Origin of the sequence: Streptomyces sp. NPDC014995 (genome assembly GCF_043080745.1) — a bacterium.
Taxonomy (GTDB): Bacteria; Actinomycetota; Actinomycetes; order Streptomycetales; family Streptomycetaceae; genus Streptomyces.
Window position 1 is genome coordinate 194383 of sequence record NZ_JBIBVX010000007.1, and the last position, 24237, is coordinate 218619.

23 protein-coding genes and 3 pseudogenes are annotated in these 24237 nt (G+C 71.4%); 9 read left to right on the forward strand and 17 right to left on the reverse strand.

From position 1 onward, the window contains the following. Positions 1-8: 8 nt before the first annotated feature. Genes ACF1A1_RS16440 through ACF1A1_RS16450 form a run of 3 tightly spaced genes read right to left on the reverse strand, consistent with a single transcriptional unit; the run spans position 9 to position 1833 of the window. Positions 9-194, reverse strand: a complete 186-nt coding sequence (locus ACF1A1_RS16440) for a CocE/NonD family hydrolase (protein ID WP_392000434.1) — start codon at positions 192-194, stop codon at positions 9-11. Positions 195-225: 31 nt separating this feature from the next. Further along, a complete protein-coding gene (locus tag ACF1A1_RS16445; RefSeq protein ID WP_392000436.1) occupies positions 226-1104 on the reverse strand; it encodes an alpha/beta fold hydrolase in 879 nt (292 codons plus the stop codon). Between the two features lie 27 nt (positions 1105-1131). Beyond that, positions 1132-1833, reverse strand: a complete 702-nt coding sequence (locus ACF1A1_RS16450; RefSeq protein WP_392000438.1) for an SDR family oxidoreductase — start codon at positions 1831-1833, stop codon at positions 1132-1134. 109 nt (positions 1834-1942) lie between these two features. On the opposite strand from ACF1A1_RS16450, the gene ACF1A1_RS16455 reads away from it, so the two are divergent. Further along, a complete protein-coding gene (locus tag ACF1A1_RS16455; RefSeq protein WP_392000439.1) occupies positions 1943-2086 on the forward strand; it encodes a hypothetical protein in 144 nt (47 codons plus the stop codon). A gap of 188 nt (positions 2087-2274) precedes the next feature. Next, a complete protein-coding gene (locus ACF1A1_RS16460) occupies positions 2275-2844 on the forward strand; it encodes a TetR/AcrR family transcriptional regulator (protein ID WP_392000441.1) in 570 nt (189 codons plus the stop codon). 25 nt (positions 2845-2869) lie between these two features. Here ACF1A1_RS16460 and ACF1A1_RS16465 read toward each other — a convergent pair whose 3' ends face one another. Beyond that, the gene (locus ACF1A1_RS16465) at positions 2870-3400 is read right to left on the reverse strand and encodes a TetR/AcrR family transcriptional regulator (protein WP_392000442.1); all 531 of its coding nucleotides are present in this window, start codon (positions 3398-3400) and stop codon (positions 2870-2872) included. Between the two features lie 93 nt (positions 3401-3493). Here ACF1A1_RS16465 and ACF1A1_RS16470 point away from each other — a divergent pair, with 93 nt between their 5' ends. Both ACF1A1_RS16470 and ACF1A1_RS16475 read left to right on the forward strand, forming a co-directional pair. Continuing rightward, positions 3494-4309, forward strand: coding sequence for an oxidoreductase (locus ACF1A1_RS16470; protein ID WP_392000713.1), 816 nt, complete (start codon positions 3494-3496; stop codon positions 4307-4309). A gap of 64 nt (positions 4310-4373) precedes the next feature. Further along, positions 4374-5351, forward strand: coding sequence for an NmrA family NAD(P)-binding protein (locus ACF1A1_RS16475; RefSeq protein ID WP_392000444.1), 978 nt, complete (start codon positions 4374-4376; stop codon positions 5349-5351). 356 nt (positions 5352-5707) lie between these two features. Here ACF1A1_RS16475 and ACF1A1_RS16480 read toward each other — a convergent pair whose 3' ends face one another. Further along, entirely contained in the window at positions 5708-6541 is an 834-nt protein-coding gene (locus ACF1A1_RS16480; RefSeq protein WP_392000446.1) for a PIG-L family deacetylase, read from the reverse strand. Positions 6542-7085: 544 nt separating this feature from the next. Here ACF1A1_RS16480 and ACF1A1_RS16485 point away from each other — a divergent pair. Further along, positions 7086-7238, forward strand: a pseudogene (locus tag ACF1A1_RS16485) (pirin family protein); the annotation flags it as partial. 217 nt (positions 7239-7455) lie between these two features. Here the strand turns inward: ACF1A1_RS16485 and ACF1A1_RS16490 are convergent. The 5 genes and pseudogenes from ACF1A1_RS16490 to ACF1A1_RS16510 form a co-directional block, all read right to left on the reverse strand. Further along, the gene (locus tag ACF1A1_RS16490; RefSeq protein ID WP_392000448.1) at positions 7456-9228 is read right to left on the reverse strand and encodes an ABC transporter permease subunit; all 1773 of its coding nucleotides are present in this window, start codon (positions 9226-9228) and stop codon (positions 7456-7458) included. Next, positions 9229-10752, reverse strand: coding sequence for an ABC transporter substrate-binding protein (locus ACF1A1_RS16495; protein WP_392000714.1), 1524 nt, complete (start codon positions 10750-10752; stop codon positions 9229-9231). A gap of 450 nt (positions 10753-11202) precedes the next feature. Continuing rightward, a pseudogene (locus ACF1A1_RS16500) lies at positions 11203-11646 on the reverse strand (ATP-binding cassette domain-containing protein); the annotation flags it as partial. 46 nt (positions 11647-11692) lie between these two features. After that, positions 11693-12598: an endonuclease/exonuclease/phosphatase family protein gene (locus ACF1A1_RS16505; RefSeq protein WP_392000450.1), complete on the reverse strand. Its 906-nt coding sequence runs from the start codon at positions 12596-12598 to the stop codon at positions 11693-11695. A 191-nt stretch (positions 12599-12789) separates the two neighbouring features. Continuing rightward, a pseudogene (locus ACF1A1_RS16510) lies at positions 12790-13095 on the reverse strand (rhamnogalacturonan lyase); the annotation flags it as partial. Between the two features lie 694 nt (positions 13096-13789). On the opposite strand from ACF1A1_RS16510, the gene ACF1A1_RS16515 reads away from it, so the two are divergent. The 3 genes from ACF1A1_RS16515 (at position 13790) to ACF1A1_RS16525 (ending at position 15805) form a co-directional block, all read left to right on the forward strand. After that, positions 13790-14377, forward strand: coding sequence for a hypothetical protein (locus tag ACF1A1_RS16515; protein WP_392000451.1), 588 nt, complete (start codon positions 13790-13792; stop codon positions 14375-14377). A gap of 39 nt (positions 14378-14416) precedes the next feature. Continuing rightward, entirely contained in the window at positions 14417-14881 is a 465-nt protein-coding gene (locus tag ACF1A1_RS16520; RefSeq protein ID WP_392000715.1) for a GDSL-type esterase/lipase family protein, read from the forward strand. Between the two features lie 240 nt (positions 14882-15121). Further along, positions 15122-15805 (forward strand): carbohydrate esterase, encoded by a 684-nt coding sequence (locus tag ACF1A1_RS16525; RefSeq protein ID WP_392000452.1) that lies wholly within the window; start codon positions 15122-15124, stop codon positions 15803-15805. 67 nt (positions 15806-15872) lie between these two features. On the opposite strand, the gene ACF1A1_RS16530 is transcribed toward ACF1A1_RS16525, so the two are convergent. Beyond that, a complete protein-coding gene (locus ACF1A1_RS16530; protein ID WP_392000454.1) occupies positions 15873-17873 on the reverse strand; it encodes an RICIN domain-containing protein in 2001 nt (666 codons plus the stop codon). 48 nt (positions 17874-17921) lie between these two features. Further along, positions 17922-18083 carry a hypothetical protein gene (locus ACF1A1_RS16535; RefSeq protein ID WP_392000455.1) on the reverse strand — a complete coding sequence of 54 codons (162 nt, stop codon included), beginning with the start codon at positions 18081-18083 and terminating at the stop codon, positions 17922-17924. Positions 18084-18603: 520 nt separating this feature from the next. Here ACF1A1_RS16535 and ACF1A1_RS16540 point away from each other — a divergent pair. Next, entirely contained in the window at positions 18604-19656 is a 1053-nt protein-coding gene (locus ACF1A1_RS16540) for a peptidoglycan-binding protein (RefSeq protein ID WP_392000457.1), read from the forward strand. Positions 19657-19670: 14 nt separating this feature from the next. Here the strand turns inward: ACF1A1_RS16540 and ACF1A1_RS16545 are convergent, their stop codons facing one another. The 5 genes from ACF1A1_RS16545 to ACF1A1_RS16565 are packed head-to-tail and all read right to left on the reverse strand — an operon-like array spanning position 19671 to position 23918. After that, the gene (locus ACF1A1_RS16545) at positions 19671-20492 is read right to left on the reverse strand and encodes an endo alpha-1,4 polygalactosaminidase (RefSeq protein ID WP_392000459.1); all 822 of its coding nucleotides are present in this window, start codon (positions 20490-20492) and stop codon (positions 19671-19673) included. Beyond that, on the reverse strand, positions 20489-21151 hold the full coding sequence (locus tag ACF1A1_RS16550) for a spherulation-specific family 4 protein (RefSeq protein ID WP_392000461.1): 663 nt from the start codon (positions 21149-21151) through the stop codon (positions 20489-20491). Before ACF1A1_RS16550 ends, ACF1A1_RS16545 begins: the two co-directional genes overlap by 4 nt. Next, entirely contained in the window at positions 21148-22143 is a 996-nt protein-coding gene (locus tag ACF1A1_RS16555) for an NAD-dependent epimerase/dehydratase family protein (RefSeq protein ID WP_392000463.1), read from the reverse strand. Before ACF1A1_RS16555 ends, ACF1A1_RS16550 begins: the two co-directional genes overlap by 4 nt. Before the next feature lie 7 nt (positions 22144-22150). Further along, positions 22151-22864, reverse strand: coding sequence for an NDP-sugar synthase (locus tag ACF1A1_RS16560; RefSeq protein ID WP_392000465.1), 714 nt, complete (start codon positions 22862-22864; stop codon positions 22151-22153). Between the two features lie 52 nt (positions 22865-22916). Beyond that, positions 22917-23918 carry a GDP-mannose 4,6-dehydratase gene (locus ACF1A1_RS16565; RefSeq protein ID WP_392000467.1) on the reverse strand — a complete coding sequence of 334 codons (1002 nt, stop codon included), beginning with the start codon at positions 23916-23918 and terminating at the stop codon, positions 22917-22919. Positions 23919-24237: the final 319 nt, after the last annotated feature.

Below are 24237 nucleotides of genomic sequence, written 5' to 3' on the forward strand. Positions count from 1 at the left end.
CCTATGCCTCAGGACCGAGTGTCCGTCCTTGGCCGTGGCACGACGGTCATCATGGGAGTCTGCTTGCCGTACGGCAGTCGGCTCAGCAGCACCGGCCACGGCCACGCGCCGCCGGGACGGTGGACATCCGCGCGCAGCACCGTGCCGTCACGCATCCGCGCCGGAACGTCGACGTCGATCTTTATCTCCGCCATGCACTGCTCCTCAGGTCAGTGGTCGCGGGGGTCAGGCCACTGCGTTCAACAGGTCGGCCAGTACGTCGGGCCGTTCCAGGGCGATGAAGTGGCCTGCCTCGGGGACCTGTGTGAAGTCGGCGGCCGGAAGCAGTTGCTTGTTGGCCTCCCGGTCGGAGGGCCGGGACCAGTCCTTCTCGCCGTAGACGAGGTGGACGGGCGCCTTGACCTCGCGGTAGCGCGAGCGGGCGGCGATGAGGCTGGGCAGGCTCTGGTACACGGCCCGGGCGACGGTCGGGTAGCCGGGGCGCTGGCCCACCTGGAGGAGCTCGTCCACGTAGTCCTCCCGCAGCGCGCTCTTGTCCCCGAGGCCGCCCTGAAGGATCTTGGTGAGGGCGGGCTTGGGCTCCACCCCGGCGATCACCGGGCCCACCCCCGGGGCGAGAACACCGCTGATCACCACACGGGCGAGGAGGCTGGACCGGGCGATGCCGCCGCGGAAGTCGTAGGTGTTGACCGCGACGACGCGTCGGACCCGCTCCGGGAGATCGGCCGCGGTGGTCAGGGCGAGCACCGCCCCCATGGACTCCCCGACCAACATCACGTCGTGCAGGTCGAGTTCGGTCAGGAGCCGCTCGACGCCCGCGCGCATGGCCGGCTCGTCGTACGACGCCCCGGGGACGATCTCGGAGTAGCCCATCCCCGGCAGGTCGAGGGCGTACACGGTGTACCGGTCCGCGATCAGCGGGATGAGGTGGCGGAAGTGCTCGGCCTGGGTGCGCACGGTGTGCAGCAGGACCAGGGGCGCGCCGGTGCCCGCCTTGAGGTAGCGCAGAGTTCCCTCGCGGCCGTCAAGTCCCGCGCTCGGGGCGATGGTGTGGCTGGTCGTCCCCGGAATGTGGATCGTGGGACGTGACTGGTGGCTGGGCATCTCGCCGACTCCTTGGGTGTGAAGGGGTTACTTCGCCAGCTGGGCGTACAGTCCGGCCAGGTCGCCGGCCAGGCCCGCCTTGACCTGCCGCGAGATGTCGTCGGCGAGCACCTCGTACGCGCCCGTCTCGATGCCGTCGAGGGCGAGGGCGGCCACGTCACGAGGGTCGGACTTGGGTGCGTCGACGTCCGCCGCCAGGTCCGTGTCGACGTAGCCGACGTGCAGTCCCGTGACGGCGATGCCGCGCGGCTGGAGCTCCAGGCGAAGGGAGTTGGTCTGTGACCACAGGGCGGCCTTGGAGGCGCTGTAGGAGCCGCCGAGCGCGAGCCAGGAGAGCACGGAGTGCACGTTGAGGAGGTGGCCGCCGCCGTTGCGCTCGATGACCGGTACGAAGGCCCGGGCGACCAGGAGCGGGCCGTAGAAATTGGTCTCGAACTCCCGGCGTACGTCGTCGACCGGCGAGTCGAGGAAGGAGGCACCGACGGAGGCACCGGCGTTGTTGATCAGTACGGTCACGTCCTGCGCCTGTGCGGCGGCGGCCGCCACGGAAGCCGGGTCGGTGACCTCCAGCGCCACCGGGACCGCACCGGGGTGCGTCACGCTGCGCGGATCGCGGGCCGTGGCGTAGACCTTGCCGGCACCGCGCGCGTACAGCTCCTCCACCAGCGCCTTGCCGATGCCCCGGCTGCCGCCGGTGACGAAGACGTGTGCGCCCTTCAAAGCAGTCATGACTGCCTCCACAGAATGAGAAACCGATCGGTTTCCACTAAGGTAAACCGTTCGGTTTCCACGCGCAAGCCCGGCAGGGTTTCCGGCTTCACCGGGGCGTTCCGTAGTCGTGACCCGCGGCTGGGTCACGATGGCCGGCGGCCTCGTGGCGGCCGCCCTCTTCGGCTTCGGTGTACTCGGCTGGTGCGACCGCAAGGGGCTGCACCGCGTCCCGGCGGAAACGCCGCCTGAGAAGACCGTCGTCCCGGCGTAGCGGCAGGTCACAGGGCGGGGCCGTTACTCGGAGTGGCCCCGGTGTGTGTCGCCCTGCCGGGGGTGGCAGGCCCGCACACATCATGGCTCGGTGACGGCCCTTCCCCCGGGCCGTCGCCGAGCCTCTATCCGACCACCCCTGGAAACCGATCGGTTTTCTTTTCGTCTGCTTCGAGTTAACCTCGCGGTATGACCACCGAAGTGAAACTCAGCCCCAGGGAGCGGTTGCTGGAGGCGGCGGCCACCCTCACTTACCGGGACGGCGTCAACATCGGCGTCGAGGCCCTGTGCAAGGCGGCGGGAGTGTCGAAGCGCTCCATGTACCAGCTGTTCGGGAGCAAGGACGAACTCCTGGCGGCAAGCCTGAAGGAGCGCGCCTCCGCCTACGTGGCAACTCTCCTGCCCGCGGCGGACGACGGCCGCTCACCCCGTGAGCGGATCCTGCACGTCTTCGAGCAAGTGCAATCGCAGGCAGGGACGCCCGAGTTCCGGGGCTGCCGGTACCTGGCCGTGCAGATCGAACTCAAGGACCAGAGTCACCCCGCGAGCCGGGTCGCCCACCAGGTCAAGGCGAATCTGACCGCCTTCTTCCGCAGCGAGGCCGAGCAGGGCGGGGCGGGCGATCCCGATCTGCTGGCCCGGCAGCTCAGCCTGGTCTTCGACGGCGCAAGCGCCCGCGCGGGAATCGGCGCCGACAGCCTGACCGGGCTCGTCGCACCCACGGTGACCACCCTGCTCGACGCGGCAGACATGCACTGACGCACCACCCACCCGGAAAGCTCCCTCACTTTCCCGCACCCGAGGGAAGCCCGGTGGCCGTAAGCGTGTTGCCGGGCATGCCGCACACGAAGAAGCGTGCGGTCTCGTCGGCATCGGCGTCGGCACCCGGCGGCAGGTGCACGGTGTCCCGGATCCTCATCCAGCCGGCCCGGACGACCTCACCGATCAGGTCATCGCCCCTCGCCTCGGCGGCCGCCACGGCGGCGTATCCCTGCATCTGCATCAGGAGCGTTTCGTAGCGCGTCGAGATCAGCTGCGGGTAAGCGTTCGTCATGCCTGGGAGGTCCGCTCGCCGCCCTCCATCGGCGTCGGCGGCCCTCTCGGAAGCCAGGCGGGTGTCTTCCGTGCTCCGCAGCAATGCGGCGAGGAAGATCGTCTTCTTGTCGGGGAAGAGCCGGAAGAGATACGGCTGCGTGACGCCGACCCGGTCGGCGATCGCCGCAGTGGAGGTCCCGTGGTGGCCCGTGCGCGCGAACTCGGCGATCGCCCCGCGGATGACGCCCTCACGCCTCTCCTGCGCACTGATCCTGCCCATGAGGCCACTTTCCCCGCTTGGACTTGCAGATGGAAACCGATCGGTTTACGGTACTGGAAACCGATCGGTTTCGAGTGAGTTCGGGAGTCCATGATGACGACAGATCGGCCAGTGGCACTCGTGACGGGTGCGTCATCCGGAATCGGCAAAGAAACCGCGCTTGCGCTGGTCGCAGTCGGATTCAACGTGGTCGGCACAAGCCGTGACACCTCACGTGTCACCCCGCTCGACGGCGTGACGTTCCTCGGCCTCGACGTCGCCAGTGACGCCTCGGTCGCCGCAACGGTCCAGGAGGTGAGCAAGCGGTTCGGACGGATCGACGTCCTGGTCAACAACGCCGGCGTCGGCTCGATGGGTGCGGCCGAGGAAACCTCCGTCGCGCAAGCCCAGGGCATGTTCGACACCAACGTCTTCGGGGTCATGCGCATGGTGAACGAGGTCCTGCCGCACATGCGCGCTCAGCGACGCGGACGCATCATCAACATCTCGTCCGTGCTCGGGTTCCTGCCCCAGCCGTACATGGCCGCCTACGCCGCCTCCAAGCACGCGGTCGAGGGCTACACCGAATCCCTGGACCACGAGGTCCGTGACCATGGCGTCCGGGCGCTCATCGTCGAACCCGCTTACACCAGGACCGGGTTCGAGGCCAACAGCGCGAAGCCCGACACGCCGCTGCACGCGTACGCGAAGCAGCGGCAGACCGTCGACCGCCTGATGGCGGAGGCGGTCAGGGGCGGCGACGCCCCCGCCGTCGTCGCCAAGGCGATCGTCGCGGCAGCGACCGATGCGAAGCCGAAGCCGCGCTACACCGCCGGCCCGCTGGCCGGACGCGCACGCGTACTGCGTCGCCTCGCCCCCGCCGGGGTCTTCGACAAGCAGATCCGCAAGATGAACCAGCTGGCCGGCTGACGCACAGGCGCTGCCCGGGCTTTCCGAACAGCTGCCCCACCCCCACCAGACAGAGGACACCTTGATGCCAGAGCGCAATCCCATCCTGATCACCGGTGCCGCCGGCGAAATCGGTGGTGTGAGCCGGACGATGGTCGACATGCTGCTTGAACAAGGGCACCCGGTGCGGGCCTTCGTGCGTCAGGACGACGAACGCGCGCACTCGCTCCGCCAGGCCGGCGCCGAGGTCTTCGTCGGCGACCTGCTCACCATCGCCGACGTGACCGCCGCGCTGAAGGGTGTCCGGCGCATCTACTTCAGCATGAGCCTGTCGCCGTACTACACCGACGCCGTCAGCCTGATGGCCGCGGCGGCACGGGCCAAGGGCGACATCGAAGTCTTCGTCAACATCTCCGAGTACGAGCAGTCGTTCATGACGTTCGAGAAGATGACCGCGCCGGAGGAGGAACGACGCGCGTGGCTCGGCGGACTCATCGCCGACTGGTCGCCGCAGCAGCGGGCCCACTGGGTCGCCGAGCAGGTGCTGGAGTGGTCCGGCCTCCCGACCGTCAACATCCGCGGAGCCATGTTCGTCGAGAACCCCCTGATGACCTGGCTGGCCCTGGAGCCGCTGAGCAGAGGTGAACTGCGTCTGCCCTTCGGCGACCACCGGCTCGCGCCCATCGCGGGGTACGACGTGGCGGAGCTGTGCGTGAAGATCCTCACCGACCCGGCGCCGCACATCTCGCAGTCCTACGACCTCAACGGCCCGGAGCTGAAGGACATGCACGGCTTCGCGGAGGACTACGCGGCCGTGCTGGGACGCCCGGTCACCTATGTCCCCGTCGAGATCGAAACCTGGAACGAGACCTACGTGGACACCGCCCTGGCCTCGTTCCCGCACACCGCGGAGCACTTGAAGACCCTGACCAGGCTGATGGGCGGCGGGGGTTACCGTGGCACCACCGACCAGCTGGAGACCCTCCTCGGACGGCCGCCGAAGACGGTCCGCTGGGCACTGGAGAACCACCCGCGCATCCAGAAGCTGGCGACTGGTCCATGACAGGATCACCTCCTCGTTGAGCAGGGTCTCGCGGTCGGTGTCGGAGGCCCGCCCCCGTGACCTGCTGCTTCATTCGCCCGCGTCGGGCTTGTGCCCTGGGCTGTCGCGCACTTCCGAGTCAGTGGCCCGCAGGTCTCCCACCTGTGCGGTTGCCGGGTGGTTCGGGGACGAGCGCGGTGTCGGGTCGCAAGTGCGCGCACGGGTCGACGCCGCCGACGAGGGCCTGGACGCGGGCGGGCTGCCGGCGGAACTCGCGTGGCCGGGCCTCCGGGTGTGACTCGCTCGATCGCGCCGTGCGGTCGATACCCCTTCCCTTCCCTCCCAGGCCCGGTCGGTCGGGCGGTCGGGCGGGCGGATCAGCGCAGTCCGGCGAAGAGATCGTTCTCGGGTACGGCCGCGCCGGTGGCGTCCTGGACACGGACGAAGGTCTCCATGCCCATCAACTCGCCGAACCGCTCCTTGCCCATCTTGAGGAAGAAGATGTTCTCGCCCTGACTGGCGTGCGCGGCCAACGCGTCGAACTTCTGACCGCTGAACCCGGTCGTGTCCACCCACGTGGTGATCTCGTCGTCGGGGAGGCCGATCTCCGCCAACGCGGCGGCCTCGGCAGGATCAGGCTCCGGCATGTCCTCACCGAACTCGCGCATGACCTCGCCGAACCGCTGCATCATCGAGCGGGGCACCGTGGTCCAGTACACCTTCGGTGTCAGCGAGGTCATCTCCAGCGCCGCCATCGTGATGCGGTGGGCCTGGATGTGGTCGGGGTGGCCGTAGAAGCCGTTCTCGTCGTACGTGACGACCACATCGGGTCGGTAGCGCAGCATGAGTTCCGCGAGCCGGGCCGCTCCTTCCTGCACGGGGGTCTGCCAGAAGGATCCGGGGGCGTCGTTGCTCGGCCAGCCCATCATCCCGGAGTCGGCATAATCCAGCATCTCCAGATCGCTGACCTTCAGGACGTCACAGCTCGCCTCGAGTTCTCGACGGCGCATCAAGGCGACCGCCGCCGGATCGTGTCCGGGATCGCCGGGCTTGACACCTCCCGGTCCGTCACCGCAACCGCCGTCGGTACACGTCACGAGAACCGTGCGGATGCCTTCCGCCGCGTACCGCGCGAGGACGCCTCCGGTTCCGGTGGCCTCGTCGTCGGGGTGGGCGTGTACTGCCATGAGCGTCAAGGGCCGGTCAGTCATGGAACAGTCCTCCTGCGGACGTACGTCTTGGTCCGAGTGCGCGGCGGGCGTACCGCGATCCCGGGGCCCGGATCCTGGTGGGGCGGACGACCTTGCGGTCTCCGAGTTCCCCGCCCATACGGCGCCGGTCCCTCGTCGATACAACCGTGCCGACCGGACCGGCTGTTCCCGGCGCGGCCGCTTGGCCTTCCCGGCGTCTGCGTTTCCACGCGAACGAGGCACAGGCGGGACCCGCAAGCCAGCGCCACGTCGGAAACGGTTTCCTCCGGCACCAGGCGTGAGATTCCGGCACGAAGTCTGGAATCCTGCACTTCCTGGCCTGTTCTCTCGCCCTTGTCTGGAAGGTGCGGAAGGGGTCCTCGGCGACGGAGCAATGGTGAACGCACAGCTGACGGGCCGGACGCCGGCCCGCATCACCACCAAGCAGCAGCTGGGCCCCGACGCGCAGGTCGACGACAAGCCCTGGTCTTCGTGCCGCCCGACCCGGCCCTGACCCACCCCTTCCTCGCCCTGGTCGAGGACTCGTTCTCAACCCCGGGGCCTCGAATGGCACCACCACCGCGGCCTGGAGACCGCCACCACCGCGGTTGACGGCGTCCTCGAACACGGCGACAACCGTGGCCACGCCGGCGCCCTGGAGCGCGGCGAGGTGCCGTGGACGACCGCCGGGCGCGGCCAGCTTCTTCGGCGGCACTGATGCGTTCCTTGATCAGGTCCGGGGGCTCGCCCGCATGAAGGCCGGTCCGGATGCTTCTGGGGGAACGCGGCCCAAGTACCCTGCTACCGCCACGTTGTTCGCCGACGAATTCGGCGGTCACCTGCGTCGCCGGGCGATCCGCCATCGGCTGCGCTGTCGCCCGCTCAGCCGGCCTGACGTGACGAGGGTGGTGGGCCTGCGACGCCGGCCGGCAGCGTCATCGGTTGCCCTTCCGCCGCGCTCTGTTGGGTCCCGACGGCGTGGCGGACACGGCGAGGACGGACAGCAGCACGAGTGCGCAGGCGGGGCCGAGGAGGGTCCAGGGCGCCAGTTCGACGTACGGCTGGTTCTCCGACAGCAGGCGGCCCCATTCCGGAGTGGGCGGCTGCTCGCCCAGGCCCAGGAAGCCGAGGGAGGCCAGGACGAGGACCGTGGTGGGCAGCCGCAGCAGGGCGTTGCGCAGGACGGCGGGCAGGACCGCGGGGAGGTAGTGGTGGCGCAGCAGATACCGCGGGCCGGCGCCGAAGGAGATCGAGGCGAGTGTGTGACCGCTGGCCCGTTCCTCTTCGAGCAATGCGGCGGCCTGGGCGGCGTAAGGGGTCCAGGCCACCATGCACACCGCGAGCGCGGCACCCCAGGCGGACGGCCCGGTCACCGCGGTCGTCAGCAGTCCGGCGAGGACGGCCGGCAGCGTGGACACCACTTCCGTCAGGCCTGCGCCCACGCGAGCCGCCATGCCGAGCAGCAGCCCGAGGACGGCGCTGACGGCTGTCACCGCGAGGGCCACTCCGGCCGTGCGCAGGGCCCCGTGGCCCAGCCGGGCCAGCATGTCGCGGCCCAGTGAGTCCGTACCGAGTGGGTGGGAGGCCGAGGGCGGCAGCAGCCGGGCGGTCGTGTCCACGTTCAGGGGGTCGCGCAGCAGGCCGGCCACGACGAGGGCGAGCAGGGCGACGGCGCACAGTCCGGCGATCCAGCGTGTGGAGCGCCGCCGCGCAAGAGCAGGCTGGTGCAGGGTGTGCAGCGCGCCGTCGCGCAGGGCGGGGCCGAGCAGGGCGCGGCGCAGGGCCTGGAGGAGGAGGCCGGCGGTGACGCCGAGCAGGACGAGGGCCAGCGTCGTGGTCTGCAGTGGGGGGAGGTCCTGGGCCACGGCGGCGTCCAGGGCGAGGCGGCCGAGTCCGGGGATATTGAAGATCTTCTCCACCGCGACCGCGCCGCCGACCAGGGCGACGACGGTCGGCAGGAGCTGCGGAAGCACGCCGGCCAGGGCGCGGCGCAGCGCGTTGCGGGCGATGAGGCCGGCGGGGAAGCCGTAGGCGTGCCAGGTTCGTGCCCATGGTTCCTGGAAGGCGGCGGGCAGGGACTGGTCGAGCAGGCCGCCGATCATCGCCCCGGAGGGCACACCCAGGGCGAGGGAGGGCAGCACCATCGACTGCGCCCCCTCCCAGCCACTGGACGGGAACCAGCCCAGCCACACCCCGCACACCGTGGCGAGCAGCGAGGCGAGCAGGAATTTGGGCAGTGCCGCGAGGACGGCCGCCGCGGTGCCCGCCCGAGCCTGTCGCAGCCGATGCCGGGAGCCGAGATACAGGGTGCGGGCGCTGACGAGCGCGGCCACCGCGACCGTGACCGTGAACGCGCCGAGCATCAGTGTGACGGAGACCGCGAAAGCGGACGTCACCTGGGGCAGAACCGGTTCGCCTGAAACCCAGGAGGCGCCCGCGTCGCCGCGCGGCAGTCCGCCCAGCCAGCGCACGAGGTGGCTGAAAGGCCCTTCGTTCAGGCCCAGTTGCTCCCGTACGGTGGACAGTTGCGCAGGGGTGGGGGCCTGGTCGGCGGAGCGGGCCCGCAGGACCGTTCGCGCCGGGTCGGTGCCGGACAGCCAGGGCAGCAGGGACACGGCCGTCAGCAGGGTGCTTCCTGCGACGAGTCGGCCAACACCCCTGTGCCACCCGGCCGGTCGGGCATCGGCGCCGGCCGATGTCGCGCTCATCTACTTCAGACGGGTGTCGACGTCGACCAGCGACCGCTCACGCGGGTCGAGCAGCACGCCCTCGACATCGGTGGCGATGCCCTGCACGACCTTCTCGTGGACCAGCGGCACGACGGCGTCCGTGCGCAGGACCTCGGCCTCCGCCCGCATGATCTTCTGCTGCCGCCGCGCGGTGTCGTCCTCCTCGGCGGCGGCCTTGATCGCCTGGTCGACCTCGGCGTCCTTCAGGCCCGCGATGTTGTAGACACCGTCGCTGGTGAAATCGCTCGCGAGGTAGGCGACCGCGTCGCCGGTGTCGAGGAGCGTCACGCGGGAGAAGACGAGAGCGTCGTACTTGCCCGCGAGGAGGTCGGCCTCCATCTGCGTGTACTCGCGAATGTCCTGCTTCACGGTGAACCCGGCCTTCTCCAGTTGCTGCTGCAGAACGGTCGCGGCTTCCGGCAGTTCGGCGCGGTTGGTGATGGCGGCAAGGCGCACGGTCTTGCCCTTGGTCTTGGCCTTCACCTGCGCGGTGGTCGCGGCTCCGACGCGGGCGGTCACCGCGACACGGTTGTCGGCCGCCCAGGAGACGGCGGGCCCGAACAGGCCCTGCGCGGGGTCGGCGTACCCGCCGAACACCGAGTCGACGAGCGCGGAACCGTCCACGGCCTCGCGGGCAGCCGCCCGCAGCGTCTTGTCCGCGAAGATGCCGCCGGTACGGGTATTCAAGATCAGGCTGTCGGTGCGCACGGAGGACACTTCGTGACGGGTGTCCTTGTCCAGCAGCTTCGCCTGGGCGGTGGGGATCCACTCGGCGATGTCGACGTCGCCGCTGCGCAGGGCGTTGGCGCGGGCGGTGCCGTCGGCGATCCAAGTGACGTCGATACCGGACGACTTGGCCCTGCCACCCCAGTAGCCGTCGTAGCGATCCAGTGTGGCCTTGGACTTCCCGGTGAGCTTGGTGATCTCGAAGGGGCCGGTACCGGTGCCGACGGGACTGACGGTGCCGCCCTTGCCGTAGGCCTTCGGAGCGAGGATGCCCAGCGCCGGGCTGGCGAGCCGCAGGGGCAGCACCGGGTCGGCGGTCTTCGTAGTGATCGTGACGGTGTCGGCGTCCTCGGCCTTCGCGGTGAGGGTCACGTCGCTGAGGACACGGGGCCTGGTCTCGGCGGCACCCGCGTGGTCGAGCGCGTTCACGACGGACTCGGCGGTGACCTCGGTGCCGTCCTGGAAGGTGGCCTTGCGCAGTTCGAAGGTCCAGGTGGTGCCGTTCGTCTGCTTCCAGGACTTCGCCAGCGCGGGCGCGGCGGCACCGTCCTCGTCCAGCTCGGTGAGCCCCTCGGCCACGGAGAGCTTGCTCAGCACGGTGGCGTCGTTGCTGTACGGGGACAGCGCCTGCACCGGCGGCACTGCGAGCGCGATCCTCAGCCGACCGCCCGACGCTGCCTTGCCGCCCGAGCCGCCCTCCCCGGACACGAAACAACCGGCCAGCAACGGAGCGAGGGCCAGCACCGTGAGGAGGCCACGGGACGGGGACGTGCGCATGGTTGATCCTGTCGTGCGGGGAGAGGGGACGGTCGCGCCTGCGCGTACGTGGTACGGCGGCGGAGCTGCGCCAGTGTATAAGGTTAGCCTTACCAAGCTTTGATCAGGTGGGTGAAGTCTCAATAAACGAGACGCAACGTCTGCCGGCAGGGCTCGCGTCCGGCCCGCTCGGGCGAAGGAGTCCGCCAGGTCGGGTGCGAGTCCCTCAAGCCCGGTAGCTGCCTCCCGCTTGGCCGGAGTCGCCTCGCTCCTCGCATCCCCACGGGCTTGACCGTCGGCGTCCGGCGATGCCGCCCGCCGAGTGGCGTACCGGCGATCGCACGTGGAAGCGCAGGTCACGGTCCGGGTTCGGGGCCTGCCGTGCAGGTGCGGAGCCTGCCGTGCAGGCGCGCCTGACGGGGTCATTGGCGTCATCAGCGTTGCGTTGCTCCGCTCGTCCTCGTCCAGCAGCAACAGATCCGACTCCTGGGCGAGACCTTGGGCGATCAGGGCGCGCTGCCTCTGTCCGCCGGACAGCTCGCCGAGCTGACGGGTGGCGAGGTCGGTGATGCCCAGTCGCTCCACGGCCGTGTCCACGGTGGCGCGGTCCTGCCGGGTCAGCCGGCGCGAGGGTCCGCGTTCGCCCCAGCGCCCCATCTCCACCGTCTGTCTGACCGTCAGCGCCAGTGCGTCACCGACGGCGCCGCACTGCGGGACGAACGCCGGTGGTCGGTTGCCGTCGTGGTGCAGCTCGCCTGATGTGGGTTGGATCACACCGGCCAGGACGCCGAGCAGGGTGGACTTCCCGCTTCCGTTCGGGCCGACGAGTGCCGTGATGGCCAACACCGGTATACCGGCGAGCACGAGAGGTCTTGCGGGATCCCGGTACGGCCAACCGGGGATCTCCCGCTGCATCGGATCGGTGGCGGTCTGCGCATGGGCGGATCAGGACACCGCTCCTTCAAGGCAGTGCGATTCGGGCGGCGACCGGCAGATGGTCGCTGCCGGTGGTGGGCAGGGTGCGGATGTGAGTGACGGTCGCCGAGCGTGCCATGACCTGGTCGATCCGGGCCAGCGGGAAGGCGGCGGGGAAGCTGAAGGCGAAGCCCCGCCCGGCCACGTTCATCCGTGAGGTCAGCGGGGCCAGGCCGCGGTCGTCGACCGTGCCGTTGAGGTCGCCCAGCAGGATCACCGTTCTCAGCTGTTCGGCGGCGACGGCCCGGCCCAGCAGGCCGGCACTCTCGTCGCGCCAGGAGGACGCGAGGCCGCTCGCCCGGATGCGGACCGAGGGCAGGTGCGCGACGTACGCCGCGATCTCGCCGTGCGGCGTGTGGACGACGGTCCGCAGTCCGCGACTCCAGGGCTCCACGATCCCCCGGGGTTTGATGTCCAGTGGCCGGGCATCGGTGAGCGGATGCTTCGACCACAGTCCGACGGTGCCCCGGACCGCGTGGTACGGGTAGCCCGGGGCGAGAGCCTTCTGGTAGACCGGCAGCGCCGGGGGCACCAGCTCCTGCAGCGCGATGAGATCGGGCCCGGCGTCGGCCAGGGCGCGGGCCGTGCCCGCCGGGTCGGTGTTCTGGTCGCTGACGTTGTGCTGCACCACGACCAGGTCGTGCTGCCCGGACGTCGCCCCGGGCAGGAAGAGCCCGCCGAAGAGGTACGTCCAGGCCGCCACCGGCAGGAGCAGGGCCACCAGGGCGGTGGCCGAACGGCGCAGCAGGGCCTGACCGAGCAGTACCGGGACCACCAGGCCAAGCCACGGCAGGAACGCTTCCAGCAGACTTCCCAGGCGGCCCGGGGAGTTGGGCACCACCCGGTGGAACGCCAGCAGCCCGGCCGTCAGCACCGCGCACGCGGCGGGCACCCGCCCCCGCGTCCAGACCCACCGGCGTCCTGTACCCCCCTCCCCGCCCTCGCCCCGAACCCCCTGCCCGGCCCGGCGCCGCGCCCACCGGGGCACCGCGGCCTTTCCCGTCGACGTCACACCGCTGTCCGCCCGTTCCACCTGGCTTCCCCTCCGCTCGGCTCGTTACCCAGGACGAGTCGCCGGGTGGATCAGTTTCCGCTCCGGGCCGGTGAGCCCTGCTGAGGACCGGGTTGCCGATGTAAGAAGCCGGGGTGCGGGGGCTGGTTGTAGGCGGTGTTCTGCCAGGCGAGGGCGGTGTGGTACTGGGTGTCGTGGAGCAGGGTGGTGATGCGGGAGGTGGTCTGGTGAGGCGTGCTGTAGATGCGCAGGGCGGTGTTGTTGGTTGTCGGCCAGACGGCTTCTTCGCGCCAGTCGCCGAGGATGTCCCCGGACAGTGCGGGTGTGGCCTTGGTGCCGTTGTCGGAGTGGACGCCGGAGGCGGTGAGCAGGCGGGTGTGCTGGTCAGCTCTCGGTCGAGGCGTTCCACCGGTCGCGCGGTCGCGGCGGTGCGCGGTCTGCGAGAGTCCGGTGAGCACGGAGACGGCCAGGGCGGCGGCGGCCAGGGCGGCGGCGGCCGTGACGCCGCCGTGAGGGCTGAGCGCGGGAGGGCGCTGATACATCGTCAAGGATTCTGTCCGAACCTGGTGTTCGGCCTTGTTGGGATTCGTGACTTCGTCTTGTTCACTGATTGACAGTCAGGAGCGCGGCCCGGAAAACTGCGGGGTGCACCTCGGGTCGACCGGGGAACGGTCCCCGTCGGCTGACCGCCGAGTCACGAGCGCGAGCACGTCGACTCGGGGATGTACACCCGTAACCTCGTCCCGATCTGGGACCGTTCACAGCCCGTCAGTCACGGTCGACGGTGCCCGGTTCGCTGTGAGTGGCGGCCGGCCGACGTCGGCGGGTCGGTCGGCGTCGGGCGCAGCGCGAAGGCGTCCGGAGGCGGCAGCAGGGCCACCTGACCGCAGGGGAGCGGCCCTGGCGGGGCGGGTGGTTCGCTCCCTGGCCACGCGTCGCTCACCAGGCACTCCCGCGTCGATTTTCGTCGCGCCGAAGGAGGTTCACCGTCGTCATGAACGGCTTCACCCCGGCCTGAGCGACGGGCCGCAGACCTCAACCCGCACATCTCCGTGGTCAAGGAGGGCACACATGGTGGTAAGGGACCTGGCATCAGGGAGTCGCGGCAGACATGCGGCACGGCTGGGAGCAGCGGGCCTCCTGACCCTCGCGGCGCTGGCCGGTACCGGTGCGGCGCACGCCGGCCTCGCCACGCCGCGGGCTCTGCCGGCCGGCTGTTCCGGTACCTCGCCGATCAGCTGTCACTACGCGGTCCCGCCGGGCGACTACGACGTGACGGTCTCCCTCGGTGGAGCGTCGGCCGGGCAGACCGAGATGTGGGTGGAGGCCCGGCGTCTGATGCTTCCGGCGACGAGAACGGCCGCAGGCGCCGTCGCCACCTACTCGTTCACGGTCAACGTGCGGCAGCCGGAGGGGCAGCCGACCGGTCAGGGCGGCACCGGGAACCCCGGTCTGGACATCCGCCTCACGGGCTCCGCCCCGCAGCTCTCGGCCGTCTCCGTGAGGCCGGCGACCCGGCCGCTGGTCGCCTACCTGGCCGGTGACTCGACCGTCTGCGACCAGCCGGCCGCTCCGTACACCGGATGGGGTCAGACGATCACGACTGCGGTGCGTCCCGGCGCGGTCATCGCCAACTACGCCGACTCCGGCGAGAGTTAGGGAAGCTTCCTGAGCAACTCGGCGCTCTTCCCGGCCCTGCTGTCGAGGGTCGGGGCGAACGACCCGGTCTTCATCCAGTTCGGCCACAACGACAAGCAGACCAGCGCGTCCACCTACCGGAGCAACCTCACCGCCATGATCACGCGGGTCCGCGCCAAGGGTGGCGTCCCCGTCCTGGTGACGCCACCGGTCCGCCGGCTGTTCGACGGCAACCGGCTCACTCCAACGGCGTTGCACGTCAACGGCGTCGGCGTGGACCTGCCCGCCGAGATGCGCTCGGTCGGTGCGGCGCAGCAGGTGCCGGTGATCGATCTGACCGCCAGGAGCAGGGCGCTGGTCGAGTCCCTCGGCCCGCCCGCCTCCGCACAGCTCTTCCTCCGCTCCTCCGTCGACGGCGTCACGGACAACACCCACTTCTCGCAGTACGGCGCGACCCGGATCGGTGGGCTGCTGCTCCAGAGCATCCGGGAACAGAGCCTGCCCCTGGCCGCCCACCTGCGCTGACCGACGCGCGGCCGCGCCCGTCCCCGGGAGGGACCCGATGAAGAACCTACGGACCATCCTCACGACCGTGCTGGTGATCGCCCTGTCGAGCCTCGGCGTCAGCGCCGCCACGGCGGCGGACAGCGCCGCCACGGCGGCCGGCGGCGTCGCGGCGAACTGCGCCGGCGCCTCCCGCACCGCCGCCCCGGCCGTCCGAGCGGCGGCCGAGCCGGTCACCGTGTGGCTGGCGGTGACTCGACCATGGCCAACCCGAGTGCCGCCCGCTGCCCGGTCGGCTGGGGCAGCCGGTTCGCCGCCCTGTTCCACAGCGACGTGACCGTCAGGAACCAGGCGGTGGGAGGCCGCAGTATCCAGACCTGGCTGTACGAATCGAACGTGAGCAGCAGCCTGGGCCCCGACGGCGAGTGCCGCCTGACGTCCACCACGTACTCGGCGCGCTGGCAGGCGATGCTGAACGCGAGCACCGGGATGAAGGCCGGTGACTACCTCTTCATCCAGTTCGGCATCAACGACTCCTCCTCGACCTGCCCACGGCACGTCGGCCCGGCCCGGTACCAACAGCTGATGACCATGATGGCGCGGGCCGCCCTGGCCCGGGGCGCGCACCCGGTGCTGCTCACCCCGGTGGCCGCCATCACCTGTTCCGGCAGCACGGCCACCAAGAACCGCGGCTTCGTCACCCAGACCCTCGCGGCGGGATCCGCCACCGGGGCGCCGGTCGTCGACCTGCAGACGCTGAGCGTCTCGCTCTACAACAGCCTGCGCTTCTGCCTGCACGACGGCGACTTCGGATCGGGTCCCGTGGGCGCCTTCTTCTGCGACGACCGCACCCACTTCGAAACCCACGGCGCGCAGCGGATCGCGGGGCTCGTCGCCGGTGACGTACGCCGCCAGAACCTTCCGCTCGCCGCGTATCTCAGGTAGCACTCGGCGCCGTGTGCGCAACGCCGTACGCCGCGGCCCAGGAGGGCCACGGCGTACGGCCTCGTTGTCAGGTGCGGGTCCACGTCTGGTTGTTCTGGCCGGTGCAGGTCCACAGGATCAGCTTGGTGCCGTTGGCGGTCGCCCCGCCGGAGGCGTCCAGGCAGAGGCCCGAGAAGTTGTTGGTGATGGTGCCGTTCGCGTTGGCGGTCCACTTCTGGTTGGTGCCGCCCGTGCAGTCCCAGATGATGACCTTGGTGCCGCTGGCGGTGCCGTTGTTGTCGGCGTCGAGGCACTTGTTGCCGTAGACGACGAGTTCGCCGCGGGAGGTCTGGGTGAAGGTCTCGTTGCGTCCGCCGGAGCAGTCCCAGAGCTGTGCCTGGGTGGCGTTGACGTAGGTGTTCTTGTCGATGTCCACGCAGCGGCTGGAGGCGGAGCCGACGAGGGCGACGCCGTCGGTGCCGGGGACGCCCTGGACGCGGAGGGCGTCGATGTCCGGGGCGGTGCTGCCGGAGACCGCGGCGAACCTCACGGTGTTGGCGCCCTTGGCCAGGTGCGCGAGGACGGACACGGTGCGGTAGGTGGTGGCCGAGCCGGTCGGCGGGAAGGACACGACGTACTTGAACTGGCCGCCGACCTGGATGGTGGCCTTGCGGGCCGTGCTGCCGCCGTTGGCGTACGTGATGTCCACGAGTTTGGTGCCCGCCGCGGAGGCGGTGACGTTGCTGAACGTCGGGGTGGTGGCGGTGGTGGTGTCCTCGTACGTAGCGCCGGACGCCTCGGTGCCGGAGACGGTCAGCAGGACCGCGTCGTTGGCGGGGACGGAGGTGGTGTAGCCGGTGGCGAACGATCCGGCGTCGGTGCGGGTCCAGGCGTTGCGCACGGTGGCGGAGGCGGTGGTCAGGCCGAGGTCGGCCCAGCGCACGGTGATGTTCGCGGCGGAGCCGGTGCGGTTGAACAGCATCACCGCCCGCTTGCCGGTGCCCGAGAGGACCTTGCCGTACACCTGGAGGTTGCGGGTGTCCTCGGCGACCTTGACGCCCTGCAGGCCGCGCGGGTCCTGGTTGACGGCGAGGACCTCGGGGTTGGTGAGGATGTCGCGGGTCTCCGTGGTCATCGTGGCCACGTTGTTGCCGGCCAGCAGCGGGGCGCCGGCGATCGACCACAGGCTCATGTGCAGCCGGTTGCGGGCGGCGGTCATGCCGTTCAGGCCGACCATCAGCATGTCGGGGTCGTTGACGTAGCCGGTGTGGTGGGCCGCGGGCTGGAGGGCCTCGTCGAAGTTGCGATACATCTTGGTCAGGCCGGGGGTCTCCTTGTACAGGAGCACGTCGTGGCTGGTGCGCCACAGGTCGCCGTAGCCGGTCGCCCAGTTCCACGGCAGTCCGGTGCCCCACTCGCAGAAGGACAGCACGAGCCTGCGGCCGGTGACGGCGGACGCGGCCTCGTTCGCGGCGGCGATCTGCTTGTACGTCGTCTCCTGGTTCAGGCCCTCTTCCCGGCCGCCGCACCAGTCGATCTTGACGTAGTCGAAGCCCCAGCGCTGGAAGGTCTCCAGGTCCTGCTGGTAATGGCCCTCCATACCGGTGTTGGGCGCGGCGGGCCGGGTGGTGGGGAAGTAGTAGCCGCAGCCCTGCTTGCCCGCGTCGGTGTAGATGCCGGCCTTCAGACCCTTGCTGTGGATGTAGTCGGCGATGGCCTTCATCCCGCCGGGCCAGAGGTTCTCGTCGACGACGATGTTGCCGTTGGCGTCCCGGGCGCCCTGCCACCAGCCGTCGTCGAGGTTGACGTACTTGTAGCCGGCCGCCGCCATGCCGGAGGAGACCAGGGCGTCGGCCTGCTGCTTGATCACGTTGTGGTCGATGCTGCTGAAGAAGCTGTTCCAGGACGCCCAGCCCATCGGCGGTGGCGTCACGCCGATCTGCTGGGTGCTCACGGCGGCCGGTTCCGCGGCCAGCGGCACCGACGGCTCCTGCCGGTCGAGGGCCGCCAGACCCGCGACGGCGAGTCCGACGGTGAGGACCTGGGCGGTGATGCGTCTGATCCATCGTCGTGCAGGGGTGTGGGACATGCGGGCTCTCCAGGCGAGGGGGAAGGAACGCTGACCAGCCGTGGCGCGTCAGTGGACGACGGAGAACAGGACGTGGGCGGAGCCCGCGGCGTGGGCGGCGGCCGCCCCGATGGTCAGGCCGGCGGCCATGGCCGCCACCGGAACCGCGGCCGACATGCCGGGGAACCGCCGACGCGACGGCTGGGAGCCCGGCGCGGGACGTGTGCTCATCTGCTCTCCAGGGGAGACGTGCGGGGGAGGGGCGAGCGCTCGGCAGGAAGGAACACCGAGGGACACGTCGGCGGAGCCACCGCCGGACAATGTCCGGTATTCCGGACGGAGTTCGGTGAGTCGGTCAGAAAGTAGAGGTGAGGCTACGACAGGTCAATGGTTCTGTCGTTTCTCGTTGGACTTTGTGCGACTGCACGGGCTGGGGACACTCCGCGAGCCGCCGTCACCGTACGCCCGCCAGAACACGCGGAGTTGGACCACCAGGGAGCCGGCCCCGCCCCGGACACCCCGCTCGGCGGGCCCGGGCCACCCATCTGCACGAGGAACGTCGCGAGGACACCGTCCGGCTCCGGCGGACCCGGACGCACGGCCTTCAGGGTGGGAACCCCGGTGGCTGCGCCGTGCCCGTGGCTGTTTCCCGCCCCTTTCGGACGTGCCGATTCCGTATACCGGGGACTCCTGGGGATCCTGTGCAGAAGCTCTGTCTAAACTCTGGAGCTCTCACGGAGAGGGGCCACGCGTGTCGGAACCGACGGACCTCGCCTGCCCGCAATGCGGTACGCCCCGGGCGGCGGACGGCACTCCGGCGTGCTCCTGCGGTCGCCGCGCGTCCGACGCCCACATCGAGGCCCGTACGGCGGAGGCCGCGGCCGCGGAGGACTTCGATCCGCTGCGCATACGGCCGTTCGTGGAGGTCGGTGACGGCACCGGGCCCGACGACGGTCCCCCGGCCCCGGCCGCACCGGACGCCGCACCCGCGGACGGAACGGCCGTCGCCCCGGAGGGGTCTCTCCCTTCCGCCGCTGATGAGAAGTCCGTGCCGTCGGAGTCGGGGCCGTCGGAGTCGGGGCCGTCGGAGTCGGGGTCGTCGGAGGCCGGACCTTCGGAGTCGGAGTCGGAGTCGGGGCCGTCGGAGGCCGGGTCCTCCGAGTCCGGGCTGTCGCAGGCGCCGGCGGTCGCCGTCGGCAGCCCCGTGGACGGTCGGCGCCGGCGTCGGCGTGTCGTACTCGTCTCGGGGGCGGGAGCCACCGCGGCCGTCCTGGTGACGGGGTGCCTCGTCGGCGGGCTCCTCGCGTACCGGAGCCCTTCCCGGGACGGGTCCCCGCCGGAGGGTGTGCGGGCGAGCGTGCCGGAGGCGACCTCCCGGAACGGAACGTCGTCCGACGGCCGGTCCCCGGGGGCGTCGTCGGCGCCGCCGTCCGGGGCCGCGGCCTCGTCGCCGACCGCGGCCCCGGCCGAGAGCCAGGCCGCCCCGACCGGTTCCACCGGCCCGTCCGGGCTCCCGTCCGGCGCAGGCCCGACCGCCACCGCCACCGCCGCTCCCGCACCCGGCCCGCCGGACGGACAGGACCCCGTCCTCCGCCGCGGCGACACGGGGCCGGAGGTCACCGAACTCCAGCTCCGTCTGCGGCAGATCGGCTTCTACGACGGGGACGCCGACGGCGAGTTCGACCGCCGCGTCGAGAACGCGGTGCGCGGCTACCAGCTCACCCGGTTCGTCCTGGACGACGAGCCGGGCGTCTACGGCACGGCGACCCGGGCGTCCCTCGAATCCGAGACCTCGCAGCCGTGACCGCCCGGCCCCGCTCAGCAGGGCCTGCGCCACACCCCCAGCTCCGGCTTCTTCAGCATCGACGACAGCTTCAGCCTGCGGGCCTCGGGGCAGAAGCCGGCCGTCGGCTCGGCGTACTCCACGTGGAAGACCGCCTTGCCGGCCTCGATGAACGGAGTGAGCCGCTCGCACTCGTCGTACTGGGCGCACTCCTCGTTGACCGCGAAGTCGAAGTCGGCGAGGAGCTGGGGGATCTGGGGGAGGTCGTTCTTCAGGCCCACCGACAGCCCGCGCTCGTGGGCGATGTCGGCGATCATGCGGTTGTAGCGGAGCTGGTCGCGGGCGGTGAGCGGGAAGCCGGTGTCGTTGCCGTAGCCCTCCACCAGGTCGGGCTCGACCGCGTCGAAGCCCTTGTCGCGGCACATGTCGAAGCGCCGCTCCATGATCGGCCGCAGGACGGTGATCCGCCGGATGTCCAGCCAGCGCTCGCCCGCCCAGCCGTTGGGCCTGCCGAGCACCGAGCGGGGGAAGGCGTCCTTGTCGGGCCGGAAGTCCTCCCAGGCGCCGACGTTGACGTAGCAGATGACCTTGCGGCCGTCGCGGTGCAGACGGGCGACGTCCGCCGCCGAGTTCTCGAAGCCGTCGATGTCGTAGACGGGCACGTCGGCCGACGGGTCGACGCGGCCGTCGAGCTGCCACTGCCAGGCCAGACCGGGGCGCGGCTGCCAGCGGGCCGTCGCCGTCCCCCGCACGTCGGCGGGCCGGTCGTCCCCGCCGCCCGCACCGGAACAGCCGCTCAGCACCCAGACCGGCAGTGCGGCCAGGACCGTCATGATCGCCAGTGCCCTGCTTCTCATCGCTCCGTCCCGTTCAGCGCGGGGGTCAACGCGGCCCACGGGTTGGGCGGCTCGCCCGTCACCGGCCCGCAGACCGCCGCGCCGCGCTCGTGCGCGGTGCGCACGGCGAGCGGCACCAGCGCCCGCGGCACACCGTAGACCAGGTGGCACAGCCGCTCGGACGGGAGACGGGCGGTCCACGCCGGCCGGCTGAACGCCGAGACGTACGTCGACCAGTGGCCCTCGAAGGTGACGGTCAGGTCGGCGAGGCGGGCGTACCCGGGGGCCGGGTGCACCCCCGGGTTCAGCACGACCGTCCCCGCACCGAGCCGGCGCACCGCCCGCACCAGCCGGCGGCAGGCGGGCAGAGCGTCCGGTGTCGCCGTCACCCGGTCGAGGAAGCAGCCGTCGGCCGCGTACCACTGCCGGTGCCGGCGGACGTCGTCGGCGACCTCGGCCACCTCCCGCACCCCGTAGTCGGTGTCGACGTAGCCCAGCAGCCGGGCCCCGGCCGCCCGCAGCGCCGCGGCCGCCGCGGTGAACGCCGGGTCGGGGCTCTCGCCCGGCCCGCTCGCCGGGTTCAGGACGACCCCGTAGGTGCCCGCGGCGGCCGCGATCAGGCGGTGCCAGGCGCCCGGGTCCTCGGCCGGGTGGACATACAGCGGGACGAGCAGGTTCAACGGTCGCCCTCCCACAGCGCGGCCAGCGCGTCGTCGAGGGTGTGTGCGGGCCGCCAGTCGAGGGCCGCCCCGGCGGCGGTGATGTCGGAGCACTGCCACGACACCTCCGCCGAACGCGACGAGCCCGCCGGCCCGGTCGGTCCGGCCGGTCTGGTCGGTCCGGCCGGTCTGGTCGGTCCGGTCGGTCCGGTCGGTCCGGTCGGTCCGGTCGGTCCGGTCGGTCCGGCCGGTCCGGGAGCGTCCTCCTCGATGCGCCCCGCGAAGCCCGCCCGCCGGGCCAGCCCGTGGACCAGCTCACGCACCGGGACGGCCCGGCCCCCGCCGATGTTGAGGACCGGCGGCAGCGGGCCCGGGGCGGTGACCGCGAGGACCACCGCCCGCGCCACGTCGCGTACGTCGACGAAGTCGCGGTACGCGGACAGGTCGCCGAGCCGCAGCACCGCGTCCGGGTCCGGGCCGGCCGCGCGCAGCAGGCCCGCGAGCCGGCCGGGCAGGCCGGACGGCGGCGCCCCCGGCCCCACCGGGTTGCCCACCCTCAGCACCACCGCGTCCAGGCCGGAGGCGGTCACCGCGACCGTGCCCGCGAGCTTGGTCGCGCCGTACGGGCCGACCGGGCGGGTGGCCGCCGACTCCGCGACCCGGATGTCCGGAACGCCGGGGCCGTACTCGGCGGCGGAGCCCAGATGGACCAGGCGGGCCCCGGGCGCCGCCGCGCGCAGCGCGGCACACAGCACGGCGGGGCCGCGGGCGTTGACCTCCGCGAGGGTGACGGCGTCGCCGCCGGTCGCGCCCGCGCAGTTGACCACGGTGTCGGGCGTCGCCGACGCCAGGGCCTTCGCCAGCCGTTCGGGGCGAACGGTGGCGAGGTCGACGGGGAGGTCGGCGGCGGGCGAGCGGCCGCCGCCGAGGACGGTCGCGCCCGGCAGGGCGCGCAGCCGGTCGGCGACGTGGCGGCCCAGATAACCGGTGTGGCCCAGGACGAGGATGCGCATGCGGTGCTCAGGCTCCCTTGAGCAGAAGCGACTTGCGGGTGGTGAACTCGGCGTTGGCCCGGTCGTAGTCGTCCGGGCGGCCGATGTCCAGCCAGTAGCCGTCGAACTCGTAGGCGTGCGGCGGCTCCTGGGCTCTCAGCAGGTCCAGGACCAACTCGTCGAAGCCCAGCGGCAGTCCGGGCGTGTACCCCTCCAGCGTCGAGCGGGACAGACCGTAGACGCCCATCGAGACGCGGTAGTCCACGCTCGGCTTCTCGGTGAACGCGACGACCTTGCCGTCGGACGTGGTCAGCACCCCGAAGTCGATGTGCACCTTGCGCGCGTACGTGGCGATGGTCAGCGGCGCGCCCGACTCCCGGTGCCGGCGCAGCACGTCGGCGTAGTCGAGGTCGGTGAGGACGTCGCCGTTCATCACCAGGAACGTCTCCGGCAGCCGGTCGCGCAGGTTCAGCAGCGGGCCCATGGTGCCCAGCGGGCTGTCCTCGGTGGCGTAGTCGACGGCCAGGCCCCACTGGGAGCCGTCGCCGACGTAGGCGCGGATGATCTCGCCGAGGTGGCCGATGGCGATGGTGCAGCTGGTGAAGCCGGCCGTGGCGAGCTGGCGCAGCACGATCTCCAGGATGGCGTGCTGGTCGCCGATGGGGACGAGCGGCTTGGGCAGCGCGGTGGTGTAGGGCCGCAGCCGGACGCCCTTGCCTCCCGCCAGGATCACTGCGTGCATGGAGCTCCTCCTTCTGGACGTGCTTCGGACGTGTGTGCCGGACGGACGGGCGTCAGATGTTGTAGATGCCGGTCTTGTAGCGGGCCAGGTTGGCCGGGTCGCGGAAGAACTCCACGGTGTGCGCGAGGCCTTCCTCCAGGGTGTGCGCGGGCTGCCAGCCGGTGGCGGCGGCCAGCCGGCCCGCGTCCGCCACCAGCCGCATCACCTCGGAGTTCGCGGGCCGGACACGGGCGGTGTCCTCGCGCACGTCGAGGGCGGTGTCCATCACCTTGCCGATCAGCGCGACGAGGTCCCCGACCGAGATCTCGCCGCCCGTACCGGCGTTGAAGGTGCGCCCCACGACCTGCTCCGCGGAGGCGGTGCCCACCGCGAGGAACGCCCGCGCGGTGTCCTTGACGTAGGTGAAGTCACGGGTCGGGCGCAGGTCGCCCAGGGTGATCGTCCTCTCCCCGGCCGCGACTTGGCCGATGACCGTCGGGATCACCGCCCGCATCGACTGGCGCGGCCCGAAGGTGTTGAACGGCCGCAGGGTCACCACCGGCGTGCCGAAGCTCGCGTGGTAGCTGTCGGCCAGCCGGTCCCCGCCGGCCTTCGACGCGGCGTACGGCGACTGGGTGTTGATCGGGTGGTCCTCGGTGATCGGCACGGTCCGCGCGGTGCCGTACGTCTCACTCGTGGAGGTGTGCACCAGCCGGGGCGTGCCGAGGGCGCGTACGGCCTCCAGGACGTTCAGGGTGCCGGTGACGTTGGTGTCGACGTAGCTGTGCGGGGCCCGGTAGGAGTACGGGATCGCGATGAGCGCGGCCAGGTGGTAGGCGGCGTCGGCGCCTTCGAGGAGGCCGCGGACCGAGCCGGGGTCGCGGACGTCACCGAGGACGATCTCCACCTGGTCCAGGACGTCGGGGTGCAGGGTCTCCAGCCAGCCGTAGGAGGAGAAGGAGTTGTACTGGGCCATGGCCCTGACCCGGTGTCCGGAGGCGACCAGCGCCTCGGTGAGATGGGAGCCGATGAAACCCTCGGCTCCGGTGACGGCGGCGAGCGGTGCGGAGGTCAACTCGGGGGTCCTTCCGGTGGGATGGTCGCTGGAGCGGGGAGGCGCGGTGGGCAGTCCGGGTGGGGCGTGCGGGTGGGGCGTGCGGCGTCGGGAGGCGGCTCGGCCGGGCCGGGGGTGCGGGTCGGGGTGCCTGGCCGAGGTGCGGATCGAGACGCGGATCGAGGTGTGGGTCGGGAGTGCGGATCGGTGGTGTGGGTCGGGAGGCGGACAGGGAGTGCGGGTCGGGAGGCGGATCGGAATGGGGGCCGGGAGGACGTCGGGGTGCGGGCCGGGTGCGGATCGGGAGGCGGGCCGAAGGCGTGGAGGCGGGCATGGGGTG

What these genes read in the sequence shown, in the direction of transcription:
- ACF1A1_RS16440 (WP_392000434.1), bottom strand. Translation starts at nt 194, where the DNA reads ATGGCGGAGATAAAGATCGACGTCGACGTTCCGGCGCGGATGCGTGAC.
- ACF1A1_RS16445 (WP_392000436.1), bottom strand. Translation starts at nt 1,104, where the DNA reads ATGCCCAGCCACCAGTCACGTCCCACGATCCACATTCCGGGGACGACC.
- ACF1A1_RS16450 (WP_392000438.1), bottom strand. Translation starts at nt 1,833, where the DNA reads ATGACTGCTTTGAAGGGCGCACACGTCTTCGTCACCGGCGGCAGCCGG.
- ACF1A1_RS16460 (WP_392000441.1), top strand. Translation starts at nt 2,275, where the DNA reads ATGACCACCGAAGTGAAACTCAGCCCCAGGGAGCGGTTGCTGGAGGCG.
- ACF1A1_RS16465 (WP_392000442.1), bottom strand. Translation starts at nt 3,400, where the DNA reads ATGGGCAGGATCAGTGCGCAGGAGAGGCGTGAGGGCGTCATCCGCGGG.
- ACF1A1_RS16470 (WP_392000713.1), top strand. Translation starts at nt 3,494, where the DNA reads ATGACGACAGATCGGCCAGTGGCACTCGTGACGGGTGCGTCATCCGGA.
- ACF1A1_RS16475 (WP_392000444.1), top strand. Translation starts at nt 4,374, where the DNA reads ATGCCAGAGCGCAATCCCATCCTGATCACCGGTGCCGCCGGCGAAATC.
- ACF1A1_RS16480 (WP_392000446.1), bottom strand. Translation starts at nt 6,541, where the DNA reads ATGACTGACCGGCCCTTGACGCTCATGGCAGTACACGCCCACCCCGAC.
- ACF1A1_RS16490 (WP_392000448.1), bottom strand. Translation starts at nt 9,228, where the DNA reads ATGAGCGCGACATCGGCCGGCGCCGATGCCCGACCGGCCGGGTGGCAC.
- ACF1A1_RS16495 (WP_392000714.1), bottom strand. Translation starts at nt 10,752, where the DNA reads ATGCGCACGTCCCCGTCCCGTGGCCTCCTCACGGTGCTGGCCCTCGCT.
- ACF1A1_RS16515 (WP_392000451.1), top strand. Translation starts at nt 13,790, where the DNA reads ATGGTGGTAAGGGACCTGGCATCAGGGAGTCGCGGCAGACATGCGGCA.
- ACF1A1_RS16525 (WP_392000452.1), top strand. Translation starts at nt 15,122, where the DNA reads ATGGCCAACCCGAGTGCCGCCCGCTGCCCGGTCGGCTGGGGCAGCCGG.
- ACF1A1_RS16530 (WP_392000454.1), bottom strand. Translation starts at nt 17,873, where the DNA reads ATGTCCCACACCCCTGCACGACGATGGATCAGACGCATCACCGCCCAG.
- ACF1A1_RS16535 (WP_392000455.1), bottom strand. Translation starts at nt 18,083, where the DNA reads ATGAGCACACGTCCCGCGCCGGGCTCCCAGCCGTCGCGTCGGCGGTTC.
- ACF1A1_RS16545 (WP_392000459.1), bottom strand. Translation starts at nt 20,492, where the DNA reads ATGAGAAGCAGGGCACTGGCGATCATGACGGTCCTGGCCGCACTGCCG.
- ACF1A1_RS16555 (WP_392000463.1), bottom strand. Translation starts at nt 22,143, where the DNA reads ATGCGCATCCTCGTCCTGGGCCACACCGGTTATCTGGGCCGCCACGTC.
- ACF1A1_RS16560 (WP_392000465.1), bottom strand. Translation starts at nt 22,864, where the DNA reads ATGCACGCAGTGATCCTGGCGGGAGGCAAGGGCGTCCGGCTGCGGCCC.